Source organism: Lentzea aerocolonigenes (assembly GCF_000955955.1).
GTDB classification, from domain to species: Bacteria; Actinomycetota; Actinomycetes; order Mycobacteriales; family Pseudonocardiaceae; genus Lentzea; species Lentzea aerocolonigenes_A.
The window spans coordinates 1-17,584 of the sequence record NZ_JYJG01000455.1 but is presented as its reverse complement, the minus strand read 5'-3'; the positions used below and the strand labels follow the sequence as shown (position 1 = coordinate 17,584).

General features: G+C 68.2%; 21 protein-coding genes and 2 pseudogenes. 10 read left to right on the top strand and 13 right to left on the bottom strand.

Annotated features, from left to right (window positions below; all coding sequences use genetic code 11):
* The 3 genes from UK23_RS52315 to UK23_RS43425 form a co-directional block, all read right to left on the bottom strand.
* A partial coding sequence (locus UK23_RS52315) for a glycoside hydrolase family 2 protein (RefSeq protein ID WP_196778143.1) occupies positions 1-1,010 on the bottom strand: 1,010 nt, incomplete at its 3' end.
* A gap of 104 nt (positions 1,011-1,114) precedes the next feature.
* Positions 1,115-1,912 (bottom strand): GH12 family glycosyl hydrolase domain-containing protein, encoded by a 798-nt coding sequence (locus UK23_RS43430; protein WP_045317672.1) that lies wholly within the window; start codon positions 1,910-1,912, stop codon positions 1,115-1,117.
* Positions 1,913-2,020: 108 nt separating this feature from the next.
* The gene (locus UK23_RS43425) at positions 2,021-3,139 is read right to left on the bottom strand and encodes an ABC transporter substrate-binding protein (RefSeq protein ID WP_082115452.1); all 1,119 of its coding nucleotides are present in this window, start codon (positions 3,137-3,139) and stop codon (positions 2,021-2,023) included.
* 135 nt (positions 3,140-3,274) lie between these two features.
* Here UK23_RS43425 and UK23_RS43420 point away from each other — a divergent pair, with 135 nt between their 5' ends.
* The 3 genes and pseudogenes from UK23_RS43420 (at position 3,275) to UK23_RS53330 (ending at position 4,327) form a co-directional block, all read left to right on the top strand.
* Complete coding sequence (locus UK23_RS43420) at positions 3,275-3,760, top strand: MarR family winged helix-turn-helix transcriptional regulator (RefSeq protein ID WP_045317671.1); 486 nt, start codon at positions 3,275-3,277, stop codon at positions 3,758-3,760.
* A gap of 26 nt (positions 3,761-3,786) precedes the next feature.
* Positions 3,787-4,053: pseudogene (locus UK23_RS55220) on the top strand (NAD(P)H-binding protein); the annotation flags it as partial.
* A 67-nt stretch (positions 4,054-4,120) separates the two neighbouring features.
* On the top strand, positions 4,121-4,327 hold the full coding sequence (locus UK23_RS53330) for a hypothetical protein (RefSeq protein WP_196778145.1): 207 nt from the start codon (positions 4,121-4,123) through the stop codon (positions 4,325-4,327).
* 3 nt (positions 4,328-4,330) lie between these two features.
* Here the strand turns inward: UK23_RS53330 and UK23_RS43410 are convergent, their stop codons facing one another.
* On the bottom strand, positions 4,331-5,182 hold the full coding sequence (locus UK23_RS43410) for a glycoside hydrolase family 16 protein (protein WP_045317670.1): 852 nt from the start codon (positions 5,180-5,182) through the stop codon (positions 4,331-4,333).
* Positions 5,183-5,369: 187 nt separating this feature from the next.
* Between UK23_RS43410 and UK23_RS43405 the strand changes: the two genes are divergently transcribed.
* Positions 5,370-6,710, top strand: a complete 1,341-nt coding sequence (locus UK23_RS43405; protein WP_196778142.1) for a helix-turn-helix domain-containing protein — start codon at positions 5,370-5,372, stop codon at positions 6,708-6,710.
* Here UK23_RS43405 and UK23_RS43400 read toward each other — a convergent pair.
* The 5 genes and pseudogenes from UK23_RS43400 to UK23_RS49460 all read right to left on the bottom strand — a co-directional run bounded on the left by UK23_RS43400 (position 6,691) and on the right by UK23_RS49460 (position 10,132).
* The gene (locus tag UK23_RS43400) at positions 6,691-7,383 is read right to left on the bottom strand and encodes a type 1 glutamine amidotransferase domain-containing protein (RefSeq protein WP_045317668.1); all 693 of its coding nucleotides are present in this window, start codon (positions 7,381-7,383) and stop codon (positions 6,691-6,693) included. The genes UK23_RS43405 and UK23_RS43400 overlap by 20 nt on opposite strands.
* An 88-nt stretch (positions 7,384-7,471) precedes the next feature.
* Positions 7,472-7,732 (bottom strand): annotated as a pseudogene (locus UK23_RS55215) (galactose oxidase early set domain-containing protein); the annotation flags it as partial.
* 142 nt (positions 7,733-7,874) lie between these two features.
* Positions 7,875-8,528, bottom strand: coding sequence for a polysaccharide deacetylase family protein (locus UK23_RS43395; protein WP_045317667.1), 654 nt, complete (start codon positions 8,526-8,528; stop codon positions 7,875-7,877).
* 32 nt (positions 8,529-8,560) lie between these two features.
* On the bottom strand, positions 8,561-9,487 hold the full coding sequence (locus tag UK23_RS43390; RefSeq protein ID WP_045317666.1) for an alpha/beta hydrolase family esterase: 927 nt from the start codon (positions 9,485-9,487) through the stop codon (positions 8,561-8,563).
* Between the two features lie 108 nt (positions 9,488-9,595).
* Positions 9,596-10,132: a hypothetical protein gene (locus tag UK23_RS49460; protein WP_156213814.1), complete on the bottom strand. Its 537-nt coding sequence runs from the start codon at positions 10,130-10,132 to the stop codon at positions 9,596-9,598.
* Positions 10,133-10,279: 147 nt separating this feature from the next.
* Between UK23_RS49460 and UK23_RS54725 the strand changes: the two genes are divergently transcribed.
* Entirely contained in the window at positions 10,280-10,405 is a 126-nt protein-coding gene (locus UK23_RS54725; RefSeq protein ID WP_269112341.1) for a hypothetical protein, read from the top strand.
* Between the two features lie 24 nt (positions 10,406-10,429).
* Here the strand turns inward: UK23_RS54725 and UK23_RS43380 are convergent, their stop codons facing one another.
* The 3 genes from UK23_RS43380 to UK23_RS43370 are packed head-to-tail and all read right to left on the bottom strand — an operon-like array spanning position 10,430 to position 13,595.
* On the bottom strand, positions 10,430-10,852 hold the full coding sequence (locus UK23_RS43380; protein WP_156213813.1) for a VOC family protein: 423 nt from the start codon (positions 10,850-10,852) through the stop codon (positions 10,430-10,432).
* Positions 10,853-10,862: 10 nt separating this feature from the next.
* Positions 10,863-11,297, bottom strand: coding sequence for a helix-turn-helix transcriptional regulator (locus UK23_RS43375; RefSeq protein WP_231114948.1), 435 nt, complete (start codon positions 11,295-11,297; stop codon positions 10,863-10,865).
* Positions 11,298-11,336: 39 nt separating this feature from the next.
* Entirely contained in the window at positions 11,337-13,595 is a 2,259-nt protein-coding gene (locus UK23_RS43370; RefSeq protein ID WP_419503927.1) for a glycosyl hydrolase family 18 protein, read from the bottom strand.
* Between the two features lie 181 nt (positions 13,596-13,776).
* On the opposite strand from UK23_RS43370, the gene UK23_RS43365 reads away from it, so the two are divergent.
* Both UK23_RS43365 and UK23_RS43360 read left to right on the top strand, forming a co-directional pair.
* Positions 13,777-14,226, top strand: a complete 450-nt coding sequence (locus UK23_RS43365) for a hypothetical protein (RefSeq protein WP_045317662.1) — start codon at positions 13,777-13,779, stop codon at positions 14,224-14,226.
* A 69-nt stretch (positions 14,227-14,295) separates the two neighbouring features.
* Positions 14,296-14,583, top strand: coding sequence for a hypothetical protein (locus UK23_RS43360; RefSeq protein ID WP_045317661.1), 288 nt, complete (start codon positions 14,296-14,298; stop codon positions 14,581-14,583).
* Positions 14,584-14,625: 42 nt separating this feature from the next.
* On the opposite strand, the gene UK23_RS43355 is transcribed toward UK23_RS43360, so the two are convergent.
* On the bottom strand, positions 14,626-15,078 hold the full coding sequence (locus tag UK23_RS43355; protein WP_045317660.1) for a DUF4396 domain-containing protein: 453 nt from the start codon (positions 15,076-15,078) through the stop codon (positions 14,626-14,628).
* An 80-nt stretch (positions 15,079-15,158) separates the two neighbouring features.
* Between UK23_RS43355 and UK23_RS43350 the strand changes: the two genes are divergently transcribed.
* The 3 genes from UK23_RS43350 to UK23_RS43340 form a co-directional block, all read left to right on the top strand.
* On the top strand, positions 15,159-15,485 hold the full coding sequence (locus tag UK23_RS43350) for a hypothetical protein (protein WP_082115449.1): 327 nt from the start codon (positions 15,159-15,161) through the stop codon (positions 15,483-15,485).
* Positions 15,486-15,532: 47 nt separating this feature from the next.
* A complete protein-coding gene (locus UK23_RS43345) occupies positions 15,533-16,048 on the top strand; it encodes a DUF305 domain-containing protein (RefSeq protein ID WP_419503926.1) in 516 nt (171 codons plus the stop codon).
* 258 nt (positions 16,049-16,306) lie between these two features.
* Positions 16,307-17,584: non-reducing end alpha-L-arabinofuranosidase family hydrolase (locus tag UK23_RS43340; RefSeq protein ID WP_156213812.1), on the top strand; the 1,278-nt coding region annotated here is incomplete at its 3' end.

The window sequence follows — 17,584 nt, the reverse complement described above, 5'->3', positions numbered from 1 at the left end:
ACGCCCTTGAGCTTCATCTCCACACCGTTGAGCGAGAAGCCGTTGTCCGGGTCGAACGCGAAGTAACGGACGCCCGTGCGCGTGCTGACCGCATCGACGGCCTTGCCGTTCACCCTGACCTCGGTGTCCACTGTGTACAGATGCGGCTGGTCCACCGACCACAGGACCGGCCGGTCGATCCGCACCTCGGTGGTCGTGGTGCTCGGCTGCACGGTCAGGGCGGCGCGTGCGGTGCCCGTGCCGACGACCTGTCCGCGCGCGTCCTTGACCGTGGAGACGATCTCCGCCTGGGCGCCGCCGTCGCTCACCGCGGTGGTGGCCACGCGCATCGTGGCGTAACCGGACTTGATCGTGGTCGCCAGGTTGGGCGTGGTCACCTGCACGCCCTGGCGCGTGATGCGCGTCGGCTCGGTGACGACCAGCCTGACGTCGCGGTAGATGCCGCTGCCGGAGTACCACCGGCTGCTCGGCGTCTGGTTGCGCACCTTGACCGCGAGCACGTTCGGGGTGCCGTCGGTGTGTGCGCGCGGGCTCAGGTCGAACGAGAAACCCGTGTAGCCGTAGCGGTGACGACCGAGGAAGGTGCCGTTGAGATACACCTCGGAGTCCATGTAGACGCCGTCGAACTCGATCGACACCTTCTTGCCCGCCATCGACGACGGCAGTGTGAAGGTCTTGCGGTACCAACCGAGACCGCCGGGCAGGAAACCCGTGCCGGGGTTGGTGTTCGGTCCCTGCGCGGGGTCGAAGCCGATGCTCCAGTCGTGCGGCAGCCGCGTGTCCCGCCAAGCCGGGTCGTTCGCGCCCGGCAGCGGCGCGTCCGCCCCTGTCTTGTTCACCAGCAGGAACTTCCACGCGTCGGTGAAGTCCGTTGCCCGCCCTGCGGCCTGCACCTGCTGCGCCGGTGCGGACTGTGCTGTCCCTTGTGGACCGCACACTCCCGCCACGAGCACGCAGCCGAGGACCAGTGCCAGCCCTCTGACCGTTCTGTTCGACCGACGAATCGCCAAGATCACACCACCTGAGGTATCGCGCGGCGCACTGTCAACAACTGTCAAAGCGAGCAGAGGGCGGGTCCGCGGCACCCTGTCGACCACCAACGCCGCTGAAGTGCTCAACCCACGTTGGCGTAGAAGTTCGTGACGTCCAGCTGCCCGCTGCCGGTGAAGACCTCCGTGCCCGCCTGCACGCTGGTGAGGTACTTCGAACTGCTCATCCAGCCGCGCCCGACGAGGTGGTTCAGGAAGTCGCGCGCGTTGAACGTGGCCGAGCTGGTGTTCGCCTTGCGCACGAACGAGTAGACGTTCCAGCCCGTCGAGCCGCCGATCCGGCCGCGGTACAGGTCCCAGCTGGTGCCCGCGACGTTCACGGTCGCCTGGAGGGTGCCCGCCGGGCCGGCGCCGCCGGCCCGGTACGTCCAGATCATCACCTCGTCGCTCGGAGTGGTGCCGCCGCCGGGGTTGGACATCGGGTGCAGCCACATGTCGTAGGAGACGTTCATGGCGCCGCCGCTGTGCCGCACGTTGTAGGTGAAGCCGGTGTTGACGTTCTTGTTGGCGGAGAGCTGCACCGGCAGACCGGTGCCGGTGCGGCGCCAGCCCCAGTGCCACCCGAGGATGGCCGCGTCGTAGGACTTGACCGAGTTGCCCGAGCCGGACCAGCTGTAGTTGGTGCCCCAGCTGATGTTGTTGCCGGACTGCGAGTTGTTCCAGATGCACTGCCAGCCGGAGCCGGAACCGGCACCCCAGAGGTTGTTGCTGATCCAGTACTTGCCCATGTCGTACGACCCGCCCGAGTTGCACGTCTTGGCCGCCTGAGCGGGCGAGGCCTGGACGATCACGGCGGCGAGCGCGAGAGCGGCCGTGGCGAGAACGACGCGAAACCGGTGGGCGAACATCCCCGTTGGCTGCATTCGAGCACTTCCTTTCGGGACAACGTTGTCGCTGAGGTCACCGTAGAAGCGGACGAATGCGCGAGGGCGCTCGCGGCACGTACCGTCAACAACTGTCAAGGGCCGTGCTCACCGGCCGGGGTGCAGACCCAGCCAGCCCGGCGACGGCGCGCCGTGGACCTCGCCGACGTACAACGTCAGCTGCTGGCGGAAGGCCTCGACCAGACGCCGGTCGCCCATGAACCGTTCGAAGCCCGCGAAGTTCGCGTTGCGGTACTCCCAGATCGGGCGGTAACCCTGGGGCGGCGCGACATCCGTGCGGACCGGCCACATGTAGAAGTCCGACTGGGTCTGCTCGGACAGCCACCAGTTCAGGTACAGCTTCGCCGCCGCGGGATGCTTGGCGCCCTTGAGAATCGCGGCACGTTGAGCCCAGGCCATGAACGGATCCGTGGCCGGCACCACGAACCGGGTGTTCGTCCCGGCACCGGGCACGAGCGCGCCGTCGGTGCCCAGCGCGACGGCCGCGGTGCCCGCCTCCACCCGGTCCGCCGGTTCCTGCGTGCCGCGCACCCAGGCCACGTCCTGCGCGACGAACCTCGCCAGCCAGTCCCAGCCGTACCTGTCGACGATCAGCTTGTAGAGGAACAGCACTGCGTCGTCGTCGTTGGGGAACGTCGAGACGATCCGCCCCTTCCACCGCGGGTCGAGGAGGTCCGCCGCGGTCGTGGGCGGGGCCGAACCGGTCTGGCCGGTGTTGTGGATGATCGAGAAGGCGTCGACGAAGATGCCGGTCCAGGCGCCGTCGGAGTCCTTGAAGGCGGGGTGGATCCGGGAGAACCCGGCCGGCTTGTAGGGCAGCAGCGCGCCTTCGGCCTTCCACCGCGGGAAGTCCTGGAGCGTCTGCAGCTGGACGACGTCGGGCACCAGCGTGCCGGTGGCCAGCTGGGTGTCGAGGCGGGCGTCGTGGAACTTGCTGTAGTCCACGACCATCTTCACGGTGATGCCGGGAAACGTCTTCTCGAAGGCGGCTTTGTTGCCGTCCTGCTGAGTCGCGGTGTCACCGCCCGCGTAGACGACGAGAGTGCCGCCCTCGGCCTTCGCCTCCCGGTGGAGCTGATCCAGGCTCTTGGTTTCCTCACGCACCACAGGACCCGAGGGCGCGGCCTCGCCACTTCCCCTGCCGGCGAGCATCCCCGCCGCCGCGAGCGCGCCACCCGCGAGCAGTCCACGTCGACCGACCGTCATGCCAGAGCTCCCTTCGTCAGGCTTCGACACTGACCAATTTAGCTGTCTTGTCAGCTATATTTGGCGTCCATTTGGAGCAATGCAGGCGTGTTTCGGCTCATCACAGCTCGTCAGTATTGCTGTACAGTCAGGTTTATGACGGACGAGCATCTCCATGACGAGGCGGTCGTGCTGTACGGGGACGTCCTGCGGCTCACCGACGCGGTGGGCGGACGGGCGGAGCAGCTCATCCGGGAGGCGTCGGGCCTCGGCGGCTCCGAGTTCGAGGTGCTGCTGAGGCTGGCCAGGCACCCGGAGGGCAGGACGACCAGCGCCCGCCTGGCGGAGGACCTGTCGTTCACCTCCGGCGGTCTGACCCGCCTGATCGCCCGCATGGAGGAGGCAGGCTTGCTGACCCGCCATCCGCACCCGGACGACCGCCGCGCGGCACTGCTGGAACCCACCGCACACGGCCGTGAACTGCTGCGGCGAGCACTCGAAGCGCATGTACCCCAGATCAACGCGGCACTGCTGGAGCCGCTCACCACGGTCGAGCGGCTGATCCTGCGCGAACTGGTCACGAAGCTGCTGGCCCACTCGTCGCGCGGTCCGGTGACACCCACGAACGGAGAACAACCCTGAAGATCCTGCTCATCGGAGCCACCGGCATGATCGGCTCGCGCGTCGCCGCCGAGGCGCTGCGCCGCGGCCACCAGGTCACCGCCGCGACCCGCTCCGGCAACGCGGACGCCCTGCCCGCCGACCCCGTGCTGTCGGCCACGGCGCTGGACGCCTCGGTGCCCACGCAGGTGACCGAGTTCGCGACCGGGCACGACGCGGTGGTCTCCGCGATCTCCCCTCCCCGCGACGGCACCGACCCCGCGCCCGCGTTGCCGGCCACCTACCGGTCGGTGATCGAGGGCGTCCGCACCGCGGGCGTGCGCAGGCTGGTCGTCGTCGGCGGCGCGGGCAGCCTGCAGGCCACGTCCGGGCCGCGACGAGGTGCCCGACCTCGACTGGACCTACATCTCCCCCGCCGACGAGATCGCTCCCGGCGAGCGCACCGGCACGTTCCGACTTGGCGGCGACAAGATGCTGACCGCCGCCGACGGCACCAGCTTCATCAGCGCCGAGGACTACGCGCCGGCCCTGGTGGACGAGCTCGAGCAGAGTCAGGCGATCCGGCGCCGCATCACCGTCGCGTACTGAGCATTACCTGCGGTACGCGCGGAAGTAGTCCACGACGAACTCCTTCGGGCGCGGATCGTTGGGGTCGACGTCGCCGGTCCACCCGGCGTTCTCGTAGATGCCCAGCAGGAAGCCCGACGCGTAGGCAGGCGACTGGTTCACCGTCCTGGTCAGCTTGTTGTCAACGTAGAGCTTGATCTGGGTGGGCGTCCACTCCAGCGCGTAGATGTGCATGCCGCCCGCGAGGTCGAAGCCGACCCCGACGGACTGGGTGTTCTGCTGGATGTTCGGGTCGTTCCACTTGAACAGGTTGTAGTTGAAGTTCCGCGGCGTCCGCCCGGGGTGCTCCATGACGTCGATCTCGGCGCTCTGCTGCGGGGTGTCCTGCTTGCCCACCGTCCAGAACGCGGCGTGCAGACCACTGCGCGCCGACGTCCGGCCCCGGATCTCGAAGTAGCCGTACTTCGGCGCGTACTTCCAGACCGTCGGAATCGTGTGATCCTGCGGCGAACCCTTGTGCAACCCCGTCCGCTGTCCAGTTTGGATACTGGAGACCTTCATCTTGTCGCCGTTGGCGTAGTACGTCGGCTGGTCGTTGTCGATGCGCAGCACGAGAGCGTCGTTGCGGAACCCGTACCGCGCCCGCGACCGCCACTCCGGCGTCCGCGACTCCAGGTAGTTGGTGATCCACAGGTTCGGGTCCAGCGCACCGGTGAACTCGTCGTGCCGGTCGAGGGTCCACCCCGGCTTCTGCAAGGGGTTCGGCGGAACGTCGGCCGCGGCGGCGGGGTGGGCGGTGCCCGCCAGAGCGGCTGCCACCAGCGGCCAGATCGCGGCGAATCCGATGAGGCGCCGGACACCTGCGCGTGCGTTCATCGCGTGGATCTCCTCAGCAAGGGTGCAGGGTGGAGATCACCGTATGAGCGCACGAAGGCACGAGGGCGTTTTCGCGACGCACTGTCAAGAAATGTCAAAATCGTCGAATTCGATTCGAGCAATGTCACCGACAACCCCGTTTGCCGTTAGCGTTCGCCCGAACGAGATGAGCGCGGGGGTGCCGGCGATGACGACGACGTCAGGCGGGGACGAGTTCGGGCGGGAACTGCGCCGGTTGCGCGAACAGGCGGGCCTGACCCAGGTCCAGCTCGCCGCGCGCCTCGGCTACCACCACACCTACGTCTCCAAGATCGAGAGCGGTACCCGCGAGCCGCGCATCGCGTTCGCGAGCAAGGCGGACGACGTGCTGGGCGCCGGTGGCGCGCTGCTCGCCGCGGCCACCAGGGTCCGCGCCCGGCAGCGCACCGACCTCGGCATCGTCACCGCGACCGCCACGGTCCCGGTGCCGCGCGCACCGCATGCCGGCGACTCACCGCGGGCCTCGCCGGCGGGAGAGGTCCAGCTGCCCGCGTACGGCGTCACCTGCCCGTCCCACGGCTCCGACGGCTGCGCGGCTCCGGTGCCCGCCGGACTCGCCGACGTGCCAGGTGTGGCCGGCCGCACCGTGGGAACCGAGACGCTGCACGGTTTCACGGCACTGCTGACGACCTACATCGAGGCCGACATCCGCGCGGTCGGCGGTGACCTCGCCCAGACCGTCGAGCAGGCCTTGCGCACGCTCATGACCGTGGTCCCGAAGGCACGCGGTGATCACGCCGGCGGCCTGCTGCAGCTGGCCGCCCGCTACGCCGACCTGGCCGGGTGGATGCGGGTCAAACGAGGCCAGCACGGCATCGCCATGACGTGGCTGCAGCGCGGTGTGGAGTGGGCGCTGGCGTCCGACGGTCTGGCGACCGCCTGCGAGTCGCTGGGCAGGATGAGTGTGATCGCGATGATCGAGGGCGACGGCCTGACGGCGCTCGAGTACTCCCGGGCCGCCGCGGCGGTGGACGGCAGCCGCCGGTGGACCGCCGTGCACGCGCAACTCGGCCAGGCGCGTGCGTGGGCCCTGCTCGGCGACCATCGCGAGTTCGCCGCCCTGACACACTCCGCGCGGCGTGGCGCCGAACGACTCGGCGACCGGGACCGCATCGAGGCGCCGTGGCTGACCGGAGTGGAGGGCGAGACGTTCACGGCCTCACACCTGGCAGCAGGTCTGCGCGACCTCGCGAAGGCGACCGGAGACCGGGAGATGGCCGGCCGCGCGGCGGCGTTCGCGGCGACTTCGCTGTCGAACGTGCCGTCCCGGATGCACGGCAGCCGGCTCGTGCTGACACTGCGTCTCGCCGACAGCGAAGCGTGCCGCGGGGACCTCGACACCGCCGTGCACATCGCCAGGCCGGTCATGCCCGCGGTGACCGCGTCGCTCAACACCACCATCCGGCACGAGCTCGACGGGTTGCGCGTCCGGCTCGGCACCCGGTTCGACGAGCTCTTCGACCCGCCGGTCAGCCGCGCAGGGCCTTGACCACGGCCTCGGCCACCGCACGGGCGCTACCGGGGTTCTGGCCGGTGATCAGGCGACCGTCCTCGACAACATAGGACTCGAACGGCTTGTCCGCGACGCTGTAGTTCGCACCGAGCGCCGTCAGCTCGTCCTGCAGGCTGAACGGGACCGCGTCGGCACGCTGGGCGAGCTCTTCCTCCCGCCAGGAGAAGCCGGTGACGTTCTTGCCCTTGACCAGCGGATCACCGTTGCGGAGAGGAACGTTGAGCAGGCCCGCGGCACCGTGGCACACCGAGGCGACGATCCGGCCGCTGTCGTAGAACTTCGCGGTCACCGCGCCGAGCTCGTCGGAGCGGAAGTCGAACATCACGCCGTGTCCGCCGGTGAAGTAGATCGCGTCGTACTCCTCGACGTCGATCTCGGCCACCTTCCTCGTGTTCTCCAGCAAGTTCATGAACTCGCGGTCGCGGTAGCGCTCGCCGGTCCCCAGATCGTCGAGAACCGTGCGGCTGAGGCTTTCCGGGTCGATCGGCACGTGTCCGCCCTGTGGACTGGCGATGTCCACGCCGAAGCCCTCGCCGGTGACGTGGTCGTAGAAGTGGGTGAGCTCGCCCAGCCACAGCCCGGTGCGATAACCGACCGCCTCGTACTCGCCCGCGTTCGTCACGATGGTCAGGATCTTGCCGGTGGCCACGAGGTCTCCTTGCGGTCGGATGAACTGTCCACTGTGACCACCGTACTGCGACTGGCGAACTAGGGCCTGTATCGACTCCGATCGTGGCCGCGACGCTGGGCGTGCCCACGCCGTCGAGAGCGAACAGCAGACAGCTGCCCGGCGGCGCGGTGCCCGGATCGGACGGGATCACCACTCGGTTCGACGTGGGCGAGACTGCGTTGGACGACAACGGAATCCGGCGCTGGTCGTTGTCCGCCGAGTGGGTCGTGGCGCCGATCCGCACCAGCACGAACCCCTTCACCGCCTTGTCCGTACCGACGGTGATCGTGGCTCCGTGTGCGGCGGCGGTAGGTGCGGTGGTGATCACCGGGCGGGGTTCGCGCGAACCGTCCGGGTTGAGCAGGTATGGCGGCACGAAGACGCGAACGCACGTGAGCCGACCTTCTGTCCACACTGGACTGCGCCGATCGGGTGCAGGCGCCGAATCCCCGGTTCGAGGCCGGCCGCGCTCAGTTTGGTGCCACCGCCCGCCCGGTCTGCGGTGAGATCATGCCCGCACAAAGCCCACGGCTCGCCAACCCTCTCGCGATACCGGGTATCGCGGCGATCGTGTTCGCCGGCCCGTCGTGCATCAGGACGACCTGACCGTTGGTGAGCCTGCCGTTGGCGCGCACGATCGCGTCGACGCTCGCGTTGTTCCAGTCACCCGAGTCGACGTCCCAGAGGATCTCGCGCAGCCCGTACTGGGCCTCGACGGACCGCACGGTCGAGTTGGTTTCCCCGAACGGCGGGCGGAACAGCTTCGGCGTGCCACCACCGGCCGCGGCGACGGCCTGCTGGGTGCGGGCGATCTCCGGTTCGATCTGGGCCCGGCTCAGCTGGGTCAGGTGCGGGTGCGTGTAGCTGTGGTTGCCGACCCACATGCCGGCGCTGACCTCGGCCCGGACCAGCGCCGGTGAGGCCGCGGCGAACTGACCCTCGTTGAACATGGTGGCGCGCAGGCCGTGCTGCCTGAGCGCGGCGAGCAGGGTCTGGGTCTTGGCCGACGGGCCGTCGTCGAACGTGAGCCCGACGTAGCCGGTGCAGGCGGCGGCCTGGGCCGGGCCGGCGCCGGCGACGCTTGCCGCGACCAACGCGATGGTGACGAGCAGTTTGCTGTGCACTCGTTCGGTCCTTCCGGGTGGTCCGTTACGTCCTAACGGGACAGTCCGAGGAAGTCGACCGCGTACTGGGCCATTCCGGCGACCACGAAGTTGTGCGACCCGTTCTGCACGCTGATGCCCTCGACCTGCACCGCGCCACCGAGGTTGTACCGCGTGCGCACCCAGTTCGGCTGCGGGCGGTCGGTGGAGGTCGGCGTCTGGCCGATGCCGGCCACGTTCGTCCACTGCTTGATCGCCTCGCCGAAGTTCGGGTAGCGCAACGTGTCGTCGTTGGTGCCGTGCCACAGCTGCATCCGCGGCTTCGGCCCGGTGTAGCCGGGGAACGCGCGGCGCACCAGATCGCCCCACTGCTGCGGCGTCTTGACGAGCTGACCGTTGGCGCACTGCGAGTTCCACTCCGAGCCGTTGGTCGTGGCGAAGCAGGCGAACGGCACCCCGGCGAACGCGGCGCCTCCCCTGAACACGTCGGGGTAGGCGCCGAGCAGCACGTTGGTCATCATCGCGCCGGACGAGTGGCCCGTCGCGTACACGCGGTTCGGGTCGGCGTTGTTGCGCTGCAGGACATGGCGCACCATCGACACGATCCCGAGGGAGTCGCTGCCGCCGCCGTGCCGCAGCGTCTGCGGGGACGCCACGTCGAAGCACTTGCTGGCCCGCGTCACCGACGGGTAGACGACGATGAACCCGTACCTGTCGGCCAGTCGCGCGAACTCGGTGTTGGTGTAGAAAGCCGGGCCGGAACCCGTGCAGTAGTGCGACGCCACGAGAACCGCGGGCCGGGGTTTCACCTTGTTCGGCACGTACAGGTACATCTGGAGGTTCGACGGGTTCGGCCCGAAGTTCGTCACCTGAGTCAGCTGCGCCGCCGACGCGGACGGTGCAGTGGTGATCAGCAAGGCGGCGATGATCGGTGCGGCGAGCAACCCGCGCAGCGCACGCCTCAGCAACTTCGGAACCACGATGATTCTCCCTTTGCGCGTTCAGGAAACGGCGGGCGGAGAAGGCCGACGCTACCCGCTTTCCGTTGAGCCGCAAAGGTTGTGCGTTCGAACAATCGAACCCGCTGCTCACGGAATTCGATTGTTCGACTCCGCCGAGTCCTCACCGAGCCGGCGCAACGCGTCCGCGAGCCGTTCCCTGCGAACCCGTTCCGCCCGCGCCGCGAGCCAGAAGCACAACACCCCGAGTGGGAGTTCGACGAACAGCGCCTGGGCCCAGGCGAGCGGGCGGTCACGACGCGGGCTGGACATCGTGTCGAACCAGGCGTCCACGAACAGCAACGCGCCGGTCACCGACGCGGGCAGCTGCACGTGGTCCCGCCGCCGCAACGCCAGCCACCCGGTGACGACCAGCATCGTCGCGAGCGCGATGTCGAAAATGACCCAGGAGAGCGTGTACTGGCGCAACGACGTGGTCAGGAACGCCCCGCAGCGCACCCTGGTGTCCGGGCACCGCTGCGGCGCGTTCAGGAAGTCGTTGAACAGCACACCCGCCCAGACCAGCGTGATCACGCCGGCGACCAGGTAGAACGGGCCGGCCCAGCGAGGCAGCCCGCCTCCGCGCTTCTTCCCCAACACGCCCGCGAGCCTAGTGAAAGCGATCATCTCGCGCTGGCTGCACGCTCTCGCCTCAGGCAGCCGCCGAGATCTTCCGGTGGTGAGCAGCGTCGCAGACAGGCTGTCTCAGCGTCGGCGTCGCGATCCTCTTCGGCAACACGGAGAGGTGTTGCACGCGAGAGTCGTGCGGCGACAGTGGCCGCCAGGCCCGTGGACGACAAGACCTGGCTGGACGGCACGCGAAATGAGCAGGTGCGCCGGGAAGGCGGGCCCGTGCTCGCCTCGGTCGTGCTCGAACGGGCCGCGCGGGCAACGTGCTGAGCACGCTGCCCGCGCGGATCGAGATCACAGCTGGTTGATGCGCACCAGGTTGCCGGCCGGGTCGCGGAACGCGCAGTCCCGCACGCCCCACGGCTGGTCCTCCGGCTCCTGCAGCACCTCGCCCGCGCCGGATGACGCGACCCAGGCCTGCGCGCGGTCGAACACGCTCTGCAGGTCCTTCGAACCGAGCGAGATCGCCGTGTAGACGCCCTTGGCCATGAGCACGGCGATCGTGCGGCGCTCCTCGTCGCTCACGCCGGGGTCGACGGCGGGCGGGTGCAGGACGATGCCGGTGTCGGGCTGGTCGGGCGGCCCCACGGTGATCCAGCGCATGGTGCCCTGGCCGACGTCCTTGCGGACCTCGAAGCCGAGGGCGTCGCGGAAGAAGCCGAGGGACTTCTCGGGGTCGTCTGCCGGCAGGAACGCCGCGGCGATGATGACTGACATGCCGGTCAACCTAATCGGACGGACCGGCCGCCGCTTCTCGATTCCTGATCGGCCTCATCACGGCCTTGGCCAGGCAGTTCGGGATGCCCTGGCCGTCCTCCGCCGCGACCTTGCGGTATTGGCTCGGCGACATGCCGACCAGTTCGGAGAAGCGGGTGCTGAACGTGCCGAGCGACGTGCAGCCGACCTCGAAGCAGACCTCGGTGACGGACATGTCGCCACGCCGCAGCAGGGCCATCGCGCGCTCGATGCGGCGGGTCATCAGGTAGCTGTAGGGCGACTCGCCGAACGCGGCCCGGAACGCCCTCGAGAGATGGCCGGCGGACAGGTGCACGCCACGGGCCAGCGCCGCCACGTCGAGCGGCTCCCGGTACTCGCGGTCGATCCTGTCGCGCACCTTCCGGAGCAGCACGAGCTCCTGCAGGCGCGGGTCTTGGGCGGTCACGATGAACAGCCTAAGCCCCGCGCCTGACAGTTCACTGACTCAGCACGCGCCCTGGTCGCGCCAGACGCCCCACTCACCGGTGGTGCCGGGCTCCTCGCCCTTCGTCCACCACTGGGCCTTCCACTTGCGACCCTTGTGCGCCACCTCGTTGCCGCCGGTGTAGACCTGCTCGCGATCCCACGCGGGCAGCGAGCAAGCGGGCGGGTTGGAAGTCGTGGTGGTCGTGGTCGTGGACGTGGTGGTCGGCGGGGTGCCGCCACCGATCCGCGGGTAGTCGGCCGTGATCGCGTACGACTGACCGCCGAAGGTGAAGACGAAGTTCGACGGCGTCGAGATCGGCAGCTGGTAGCTGACCGTCATCTCCACCGACGCGCCCGGTGCGAGCGACTGCCACGACGGCAGCGTCAGCTCCGCCTTCTGGAAGTCGCCCTTCAGGCCACCGACGTTGGAACCGCTGTGGCCCTTCGACACCACGCGAAGCCCGAACCCGGACTGGTCGGCCATGCCTCCGGGCGCGCTGGTGCCGTAGTCGAACGCGATCTTCGTGCCGCCGGGGATGGTGACCGCGGACCGGTTCGTGAACTTGATCTTCGGCGTGATCGGGTAGTTGTTGTCGCCCAACGCGAAGCCGTAGACGTCCACGTCGACCGCGAGCGACTGCGACTGCTGCGAGGACGCCTTCAGGTTGCCGTAGGGCGCGGCGCCGTTCAGGCCGGTGTTGATCGTCGACAGCAGCGTGTCGCCGATGAAGTACTCCTTCTTGGCGGAGTCGTACCCGTAGTCACCGGCGAGCTCCCAGATCATGATGCCGCCGAGGCCCTTGTCGCGCACGTACTTGGCCTTCTCCGCGATCGACTGCTCGGTCTCGGTGGACAGGAACACCTTCTTGTCGTTGTTCCACAGCCACGGCGACTTCAGCGTCGAGTCGTAGTACGGCGTGTACGTGCCGGTGAGGCGGTCGGTCGGGTCGTTGACCGGGTCGAGGCCGTACTGCGCGGAGTACGAACCGGTGACCTTGGCTTCGAGGTTCTTGGTGTGCCACAACGGGTTCACGCCGGACGGAACCTCGGCGCCGCCGGCGGTGACGTCGTGCCAGATGTTGTCGACGCCGGTCGCGCCGTTACCGCACGGCGTGGTCGAGCCGACCGAGGAACCGGTGCCGGGCGGGCACTTCGACTGGTCCGGCAACGCGGCCTTGCCCCACAACCCGTTCGTGCCACCGTCGACGCCCTGCCAGCCGCGCGAGTAGAACGGCACGCCCAGGTTGATGCGTCCGGCCTGCATCGCACCGCGGTAGTAGTGGTACGCCCAGTCGGTGTTGTGGTACCCCATGCCCTCGTACTGCGGCGCCGTGTACACACCGCCGGCAGACAGCTCGCCGTCCTTGCCGTCGTCGTAGAGCGCCGCGTTCGGGCCGACGAAGTGGTTCCACGAGCCGTGCAGGTCGTAGCTCATGACGTTGAGGTAGTCGAGGTACTTGACGACCTGGTACGACTCCTGGCCGCGCAGCAGCCAGCCGGACGCCGGCACAGCCGCGGTCAGCATGTAGTGCTTGCCGTCGGCGGCACCCGCGCGGTCGAGCTTCTCGCGCAACGTCTTCATGATCGCCGAGTAACCGGTCCACAGGTTGCCGCGGTTGGCGTTGGAGATCCAGAAGTCGTCGGGGTTGCCCGCGTGGTTGTTCGACGTCGCGTACTCGTAGTCGATGTCAGCGCCGTTGAAGCCGTACTGGCGCAGGAACCCGACGACGCTGTCCGCGAACGTGTCGATCGCGGACTGCGACTGGCCGAGCTGGTAGAAGCCGCCCGACGCGTTGCGCGTGCCGTCGGCGTTGAAGAAGCCGCCGGTCTCCGCCCAGCCGCCGATGGAGATCAGCGTCTTGACGTTCGGGTACTGCTTCTTGAACTTCGTCAGCTGGTTGAAGTTCCCCTTGTAGGGCAGCGACGGGTCCATCTCCGCGCCCGCGACGCCCGGCCACTCCATGCCGATCGAGGAGTTGCCGGCGTCGTTGGCACCGACCGAGATCTTGTTCTGCGCGTCGATGTGCGCGAACGCGTAGTTGAGGTGCGTGACCTTGGTCCAGGGGATGTCCTTGGCGAGGTAGCCGGGCTGGCCGTTCTTGCCGGTGCGCCAGCTGGTGAAGTACCCGATCACGCGGCGGGACTTGTCGGAACCCAGGTTCTCACGGCCGTTCGTGTCGTAGACCGTGCAGTACGGCACGTCGACGCCCGGCGTCTTGTACAGGCCGTCCGGCCGGCAGTCCTCATGGGCTGCGGCTGCGACGGGCGAGTTGGTCACGGCTATCACGGTCCCGGCTAGCAGAGCTAACACCGGGACCACTCTGGCGAGCAGTCGCAAGACGAGGACCTCCTGGCTAGGGCGGCGGCCACTGCCGGGAACGGTAAAATGGTCCAGACCTTTGCGTCAATAGTCGATCACTGACATTGGTTGTCAGTGATGGCGTTTTAGCGTCCTCCGCATGAGTGAGAACGATTTCGACTTCTTTCACGGCCGGTGGCGCGTGGCCAACCGCAAGATCGCCGACATCGTGGGCCGCGGCACCGAATGGGTCGAGTTCGAGGCGACGAGCGACTGCAGGCCGGTCCTGGGCGGTGCGGCCAACATCGACACCCTCCGCGCCGACGGCTGGGAGGGCATGACGCTGCGCCAGTACGACCCGGCCGAGGACGTCTGGCGCATCTGGTGGGCCTCCACCCGCGCTCCCGGCCAGCTCGACCCGCCGCTCGAGGGCCGGTTCACCGACGGGCACGGGGTGTTCTTCGGCGACGACGTGGTCGGCGGGCACGCGGTGAAGCTGCGGTTCGACTGGACGGCCGGCGACGAACCCGTGTGGCAGCAGCAGTTCTCCTACGACGACGGCCAGACGTGGGAGACGAACTGGGTCATGAGGTTCACGCGAACGGCCTGACCTGCGGGTTCAAAGTTCTTGCAAGAACCCGCGCGCATCCTGGGATCACCACCGAACTGGGGAGGTCACATGGTGGGCAAGAAGACAGCGGGCGTACTGGTGCTCGCGGCAGCGGCGCTCGTGCTCGGAGTGGGCACGGCATCGGCCGCTGGGGATGACAGTGGTCAGGGCACGCGGGTGACCGGGGTGGACAACCGCGACGCCGGGATCGAGTACGGGACCGACGGCAAAGACCAGTCGATCGGCACCGACGGCAAGGAGCAGTCGATCGGCACCGAAGGCACTCGCGTGACGGGCGGCGTCAGCAGCCAGGGCACGCGGGTCACCTCGGTGGACTCGGGTTCGCTGGTTCTGTGACCGGAAGGCCGGGACGTCACGAGACGCCCCGGCCTCTCCACGTCAGTGGTGGTGCTGGTGGACGACCGCGTGGCCCTTGCCGCGCCCGATCATCCAGCGGTTCACCGGCACCGTGACCACGAAGGCGATCGCCAGCGACACCGCCAGCGACGCCCAGAACAGCCAGGTCCCCAGGCCCGCCTCCATCGCGCCGGGCACCACCAGGATCACCCCGTTGTCGACGATCTCCATGACCGCGATCGACACCGTGTCCGCCGCCAGCGCGACACCGAGGGCCGCTTTGAACGGCAGGCCGGAGCGCAGCACCGGGCGCATCGTCAGCGAGTAGCCGAACACGAACGCGAGCACGATGGCCAGCACGATCGTGGCGAGGTTTCCCCAGCCCAGCGCCGTGCCGATGACCATGCCGAGCACCTCGCCGATCGCGCAGCCGGTGAGGCAGTGCAGCGTCGCGGAGATCGCCTGCCTGGTCAGGCTCACGGGAGCGTGGTTCATCTCGTCCTCCTTGAACGTCGCGTCAAACCATACCCCTAGGGGGTATCGGTATCAACCCGTACCCCGGTAGGGTTTGCTGCATGACGCGGCGCCGGTGCACCCAGTGGGTGCTGCTGTGCGCGCTCGTGTTCGCCGTCGTCGGGATGCACCATGTCGCAGCCGCGGAAACTCCGCACGCCGAGCACATGGCCAGCCATCAGCAGCAGGAACCGCATGAGCACGACCTGCTGCACCTGTGTCTCGCGGTGCTGGTCGCGGCGGCCGTCGCGCTGACGGCGTGGTTCCTGGTCAGGACGGCACTCCCCCGGCTCGCGGCACTCCCGTCCGCAACGCCGCCGAGCACCCCGCAACGTCCGCCACCGGGCGGAAGATCGCTCCTCACATCTCTCTGCGTGCTGCGGAACTGAGTTCAGTCCACTCAGCACTGTCCACCAACGTGAGAGAGAAGAAACCCTTGAAGAAGTCCCTCATCGGGGCTGCCGTCGGCATGCTCGTCTTGAGCGCCTGCAGCAGCACCGAGAACTCCCCTGCGGACGTCGCGTTCGCGCAGCAGATGGTCCCGCACCACGAGCAGGCGCTGGAGATGGCGAAGCTCGTGCCGGACCGCAGCAGCAACGACAAGGTCCGCGGCCTCGCCGAGCGCATCGAGAAGGCGCAGGACCCGGAGATCACCCGGATGAACGGGTGGCTCAAGGAGTGGGGAGCCACCGCCGAGCAGGACCACACCGGCCACGACATGGCCGGGATGATGAGCCACGAGGACATGGCGAAGCTGGAGAACGCGACCGGCGCCGCGTTCGACGAGCAGTGGCTCGACATGATGATCAAGCACCACGAGGGTGCCGTCGAGATGGCGAGGACCGAGCTCGACCAGGGCGAGGACGCTGACGCGAAGAAGCTCGCCCAGGCGATCATCGACGGCCAGCAGCAGGAGATCACCGAGATGAAGGATCTTCTGAAGACCCCGTGAGAACCGGGCGGGGGCCGGGCGACCGGCCCCCGCCCGAGCTAAACAATTCTCCCCGATTTTAGCAACTCGGAATGCACCCGATTTCGATCGAACGCCGGTCGAAACGTTTCTGGGGCGTCTTGACCGCACGGAAATCGTCCCCCACAGTTTGTGCATGTGAATGGCACCCGTGGCAGTGACATCCCCACTTAATCGTCGTTCGTTCGAACGTTGCCCGTACCGCGGTTTGCCTACACCTCGACGAAGAGGAGCATGCCCATGGCCGGATCGAACCATCGTCCGCACGCCGCTGCCGCCGCCGTCATCGCCGTGCTGCTCGGCGGGCTGGTGGCGGCGTTCACCGCGGCGCCGGTGTCGGCGGCGACGGTCGACACCAGCGCGTGGTACGTGCTGGTCAACCGCAACAGCGGCAAGGCTCTCGACGTCTACAACCAGGCCACGAACGACGGCGCCCGCATCACCCAGTGGACCCGCAACGACGGCAACCAGCAGCAGTGGCAGTTCGTCGACTCCGGCGGCGGCTACTACCGGCTGAAGTCACGGCTGTCGAACAAGGTTCTCGACGTCTCCGGCAACTCCACCGCCGACGGCGCCGGCATCATCCAGTGGACCGACCACGGCGGCGGCAACCAGCAGTTCCGCCTCGCCGACTCCGACGGCGGCCACGTGCGCCTGATCAACCGCAACAGCAACAAGGCCGTCGAGGTCCAGGGTGCCTCCACCGCCGACGGCGGCAACGTCGTCCAGTACAGCGACGCCGGCGGCACCAACCAGCAGTGGCAGCTCGTCCTCGTCGGCGGAGGGCCCGGCCCCACCACCACGACGACCACTCCGCCCGGCACGTGTTCTCTGCCCTCGACGTACCGCTGGTCGTCGACCGGCTCGCTGGCGAACCCGAAGCAGGGGTGGGTCTCGCTCAAGGACTTCACCCACGTCATGTACAACGGCAAGCACCTGGTCTACGCGACGACGCACGACACGCGGACGTCCTGGGGATCGATGAACTTCGGGACCTTCACGAACTGGTCCGACATGGCCTCTGCCAGCCAGAACGGGATGAGCAGCGGCACCGTCGCCCCCACGCTCTTCTACTTCGCGCCGAAGAACATCTGGGTGCTCACCTACCAGTGGGGCGGCACGGCGTTCAGCTACCGGACGTCGAGCGACCCCACCAACGCGAACGGCTGGTCGGCGCAGCAGACGCTGTTCACCGGCAGCATCTCCGGCTCCGGCACGGGCCCCATCGACCAGACGCTCATCGGTGACGGCACGAACATGTACCTGTTCTTCGCCGACGACCTCGGCAACATCTACCGCGCGAGCATGCCGATCGGGAACTTCCCCGGCAGCTTCGGCTCGAGCTACACGACGATCATGAGCGACACGCAGGCCAACCTGTTCGAAGGCGTCGAGGTCTACAAGGTCCAGGGCCAGAACCAGTACCTGATGCTCGTCGAGGCGATGGGGCGCAACGGGCGGTACTTCCGCTCGTTCACGTCCAGCAGCCTGAACGGCTCGTGGACGCCGCAGGCCGCC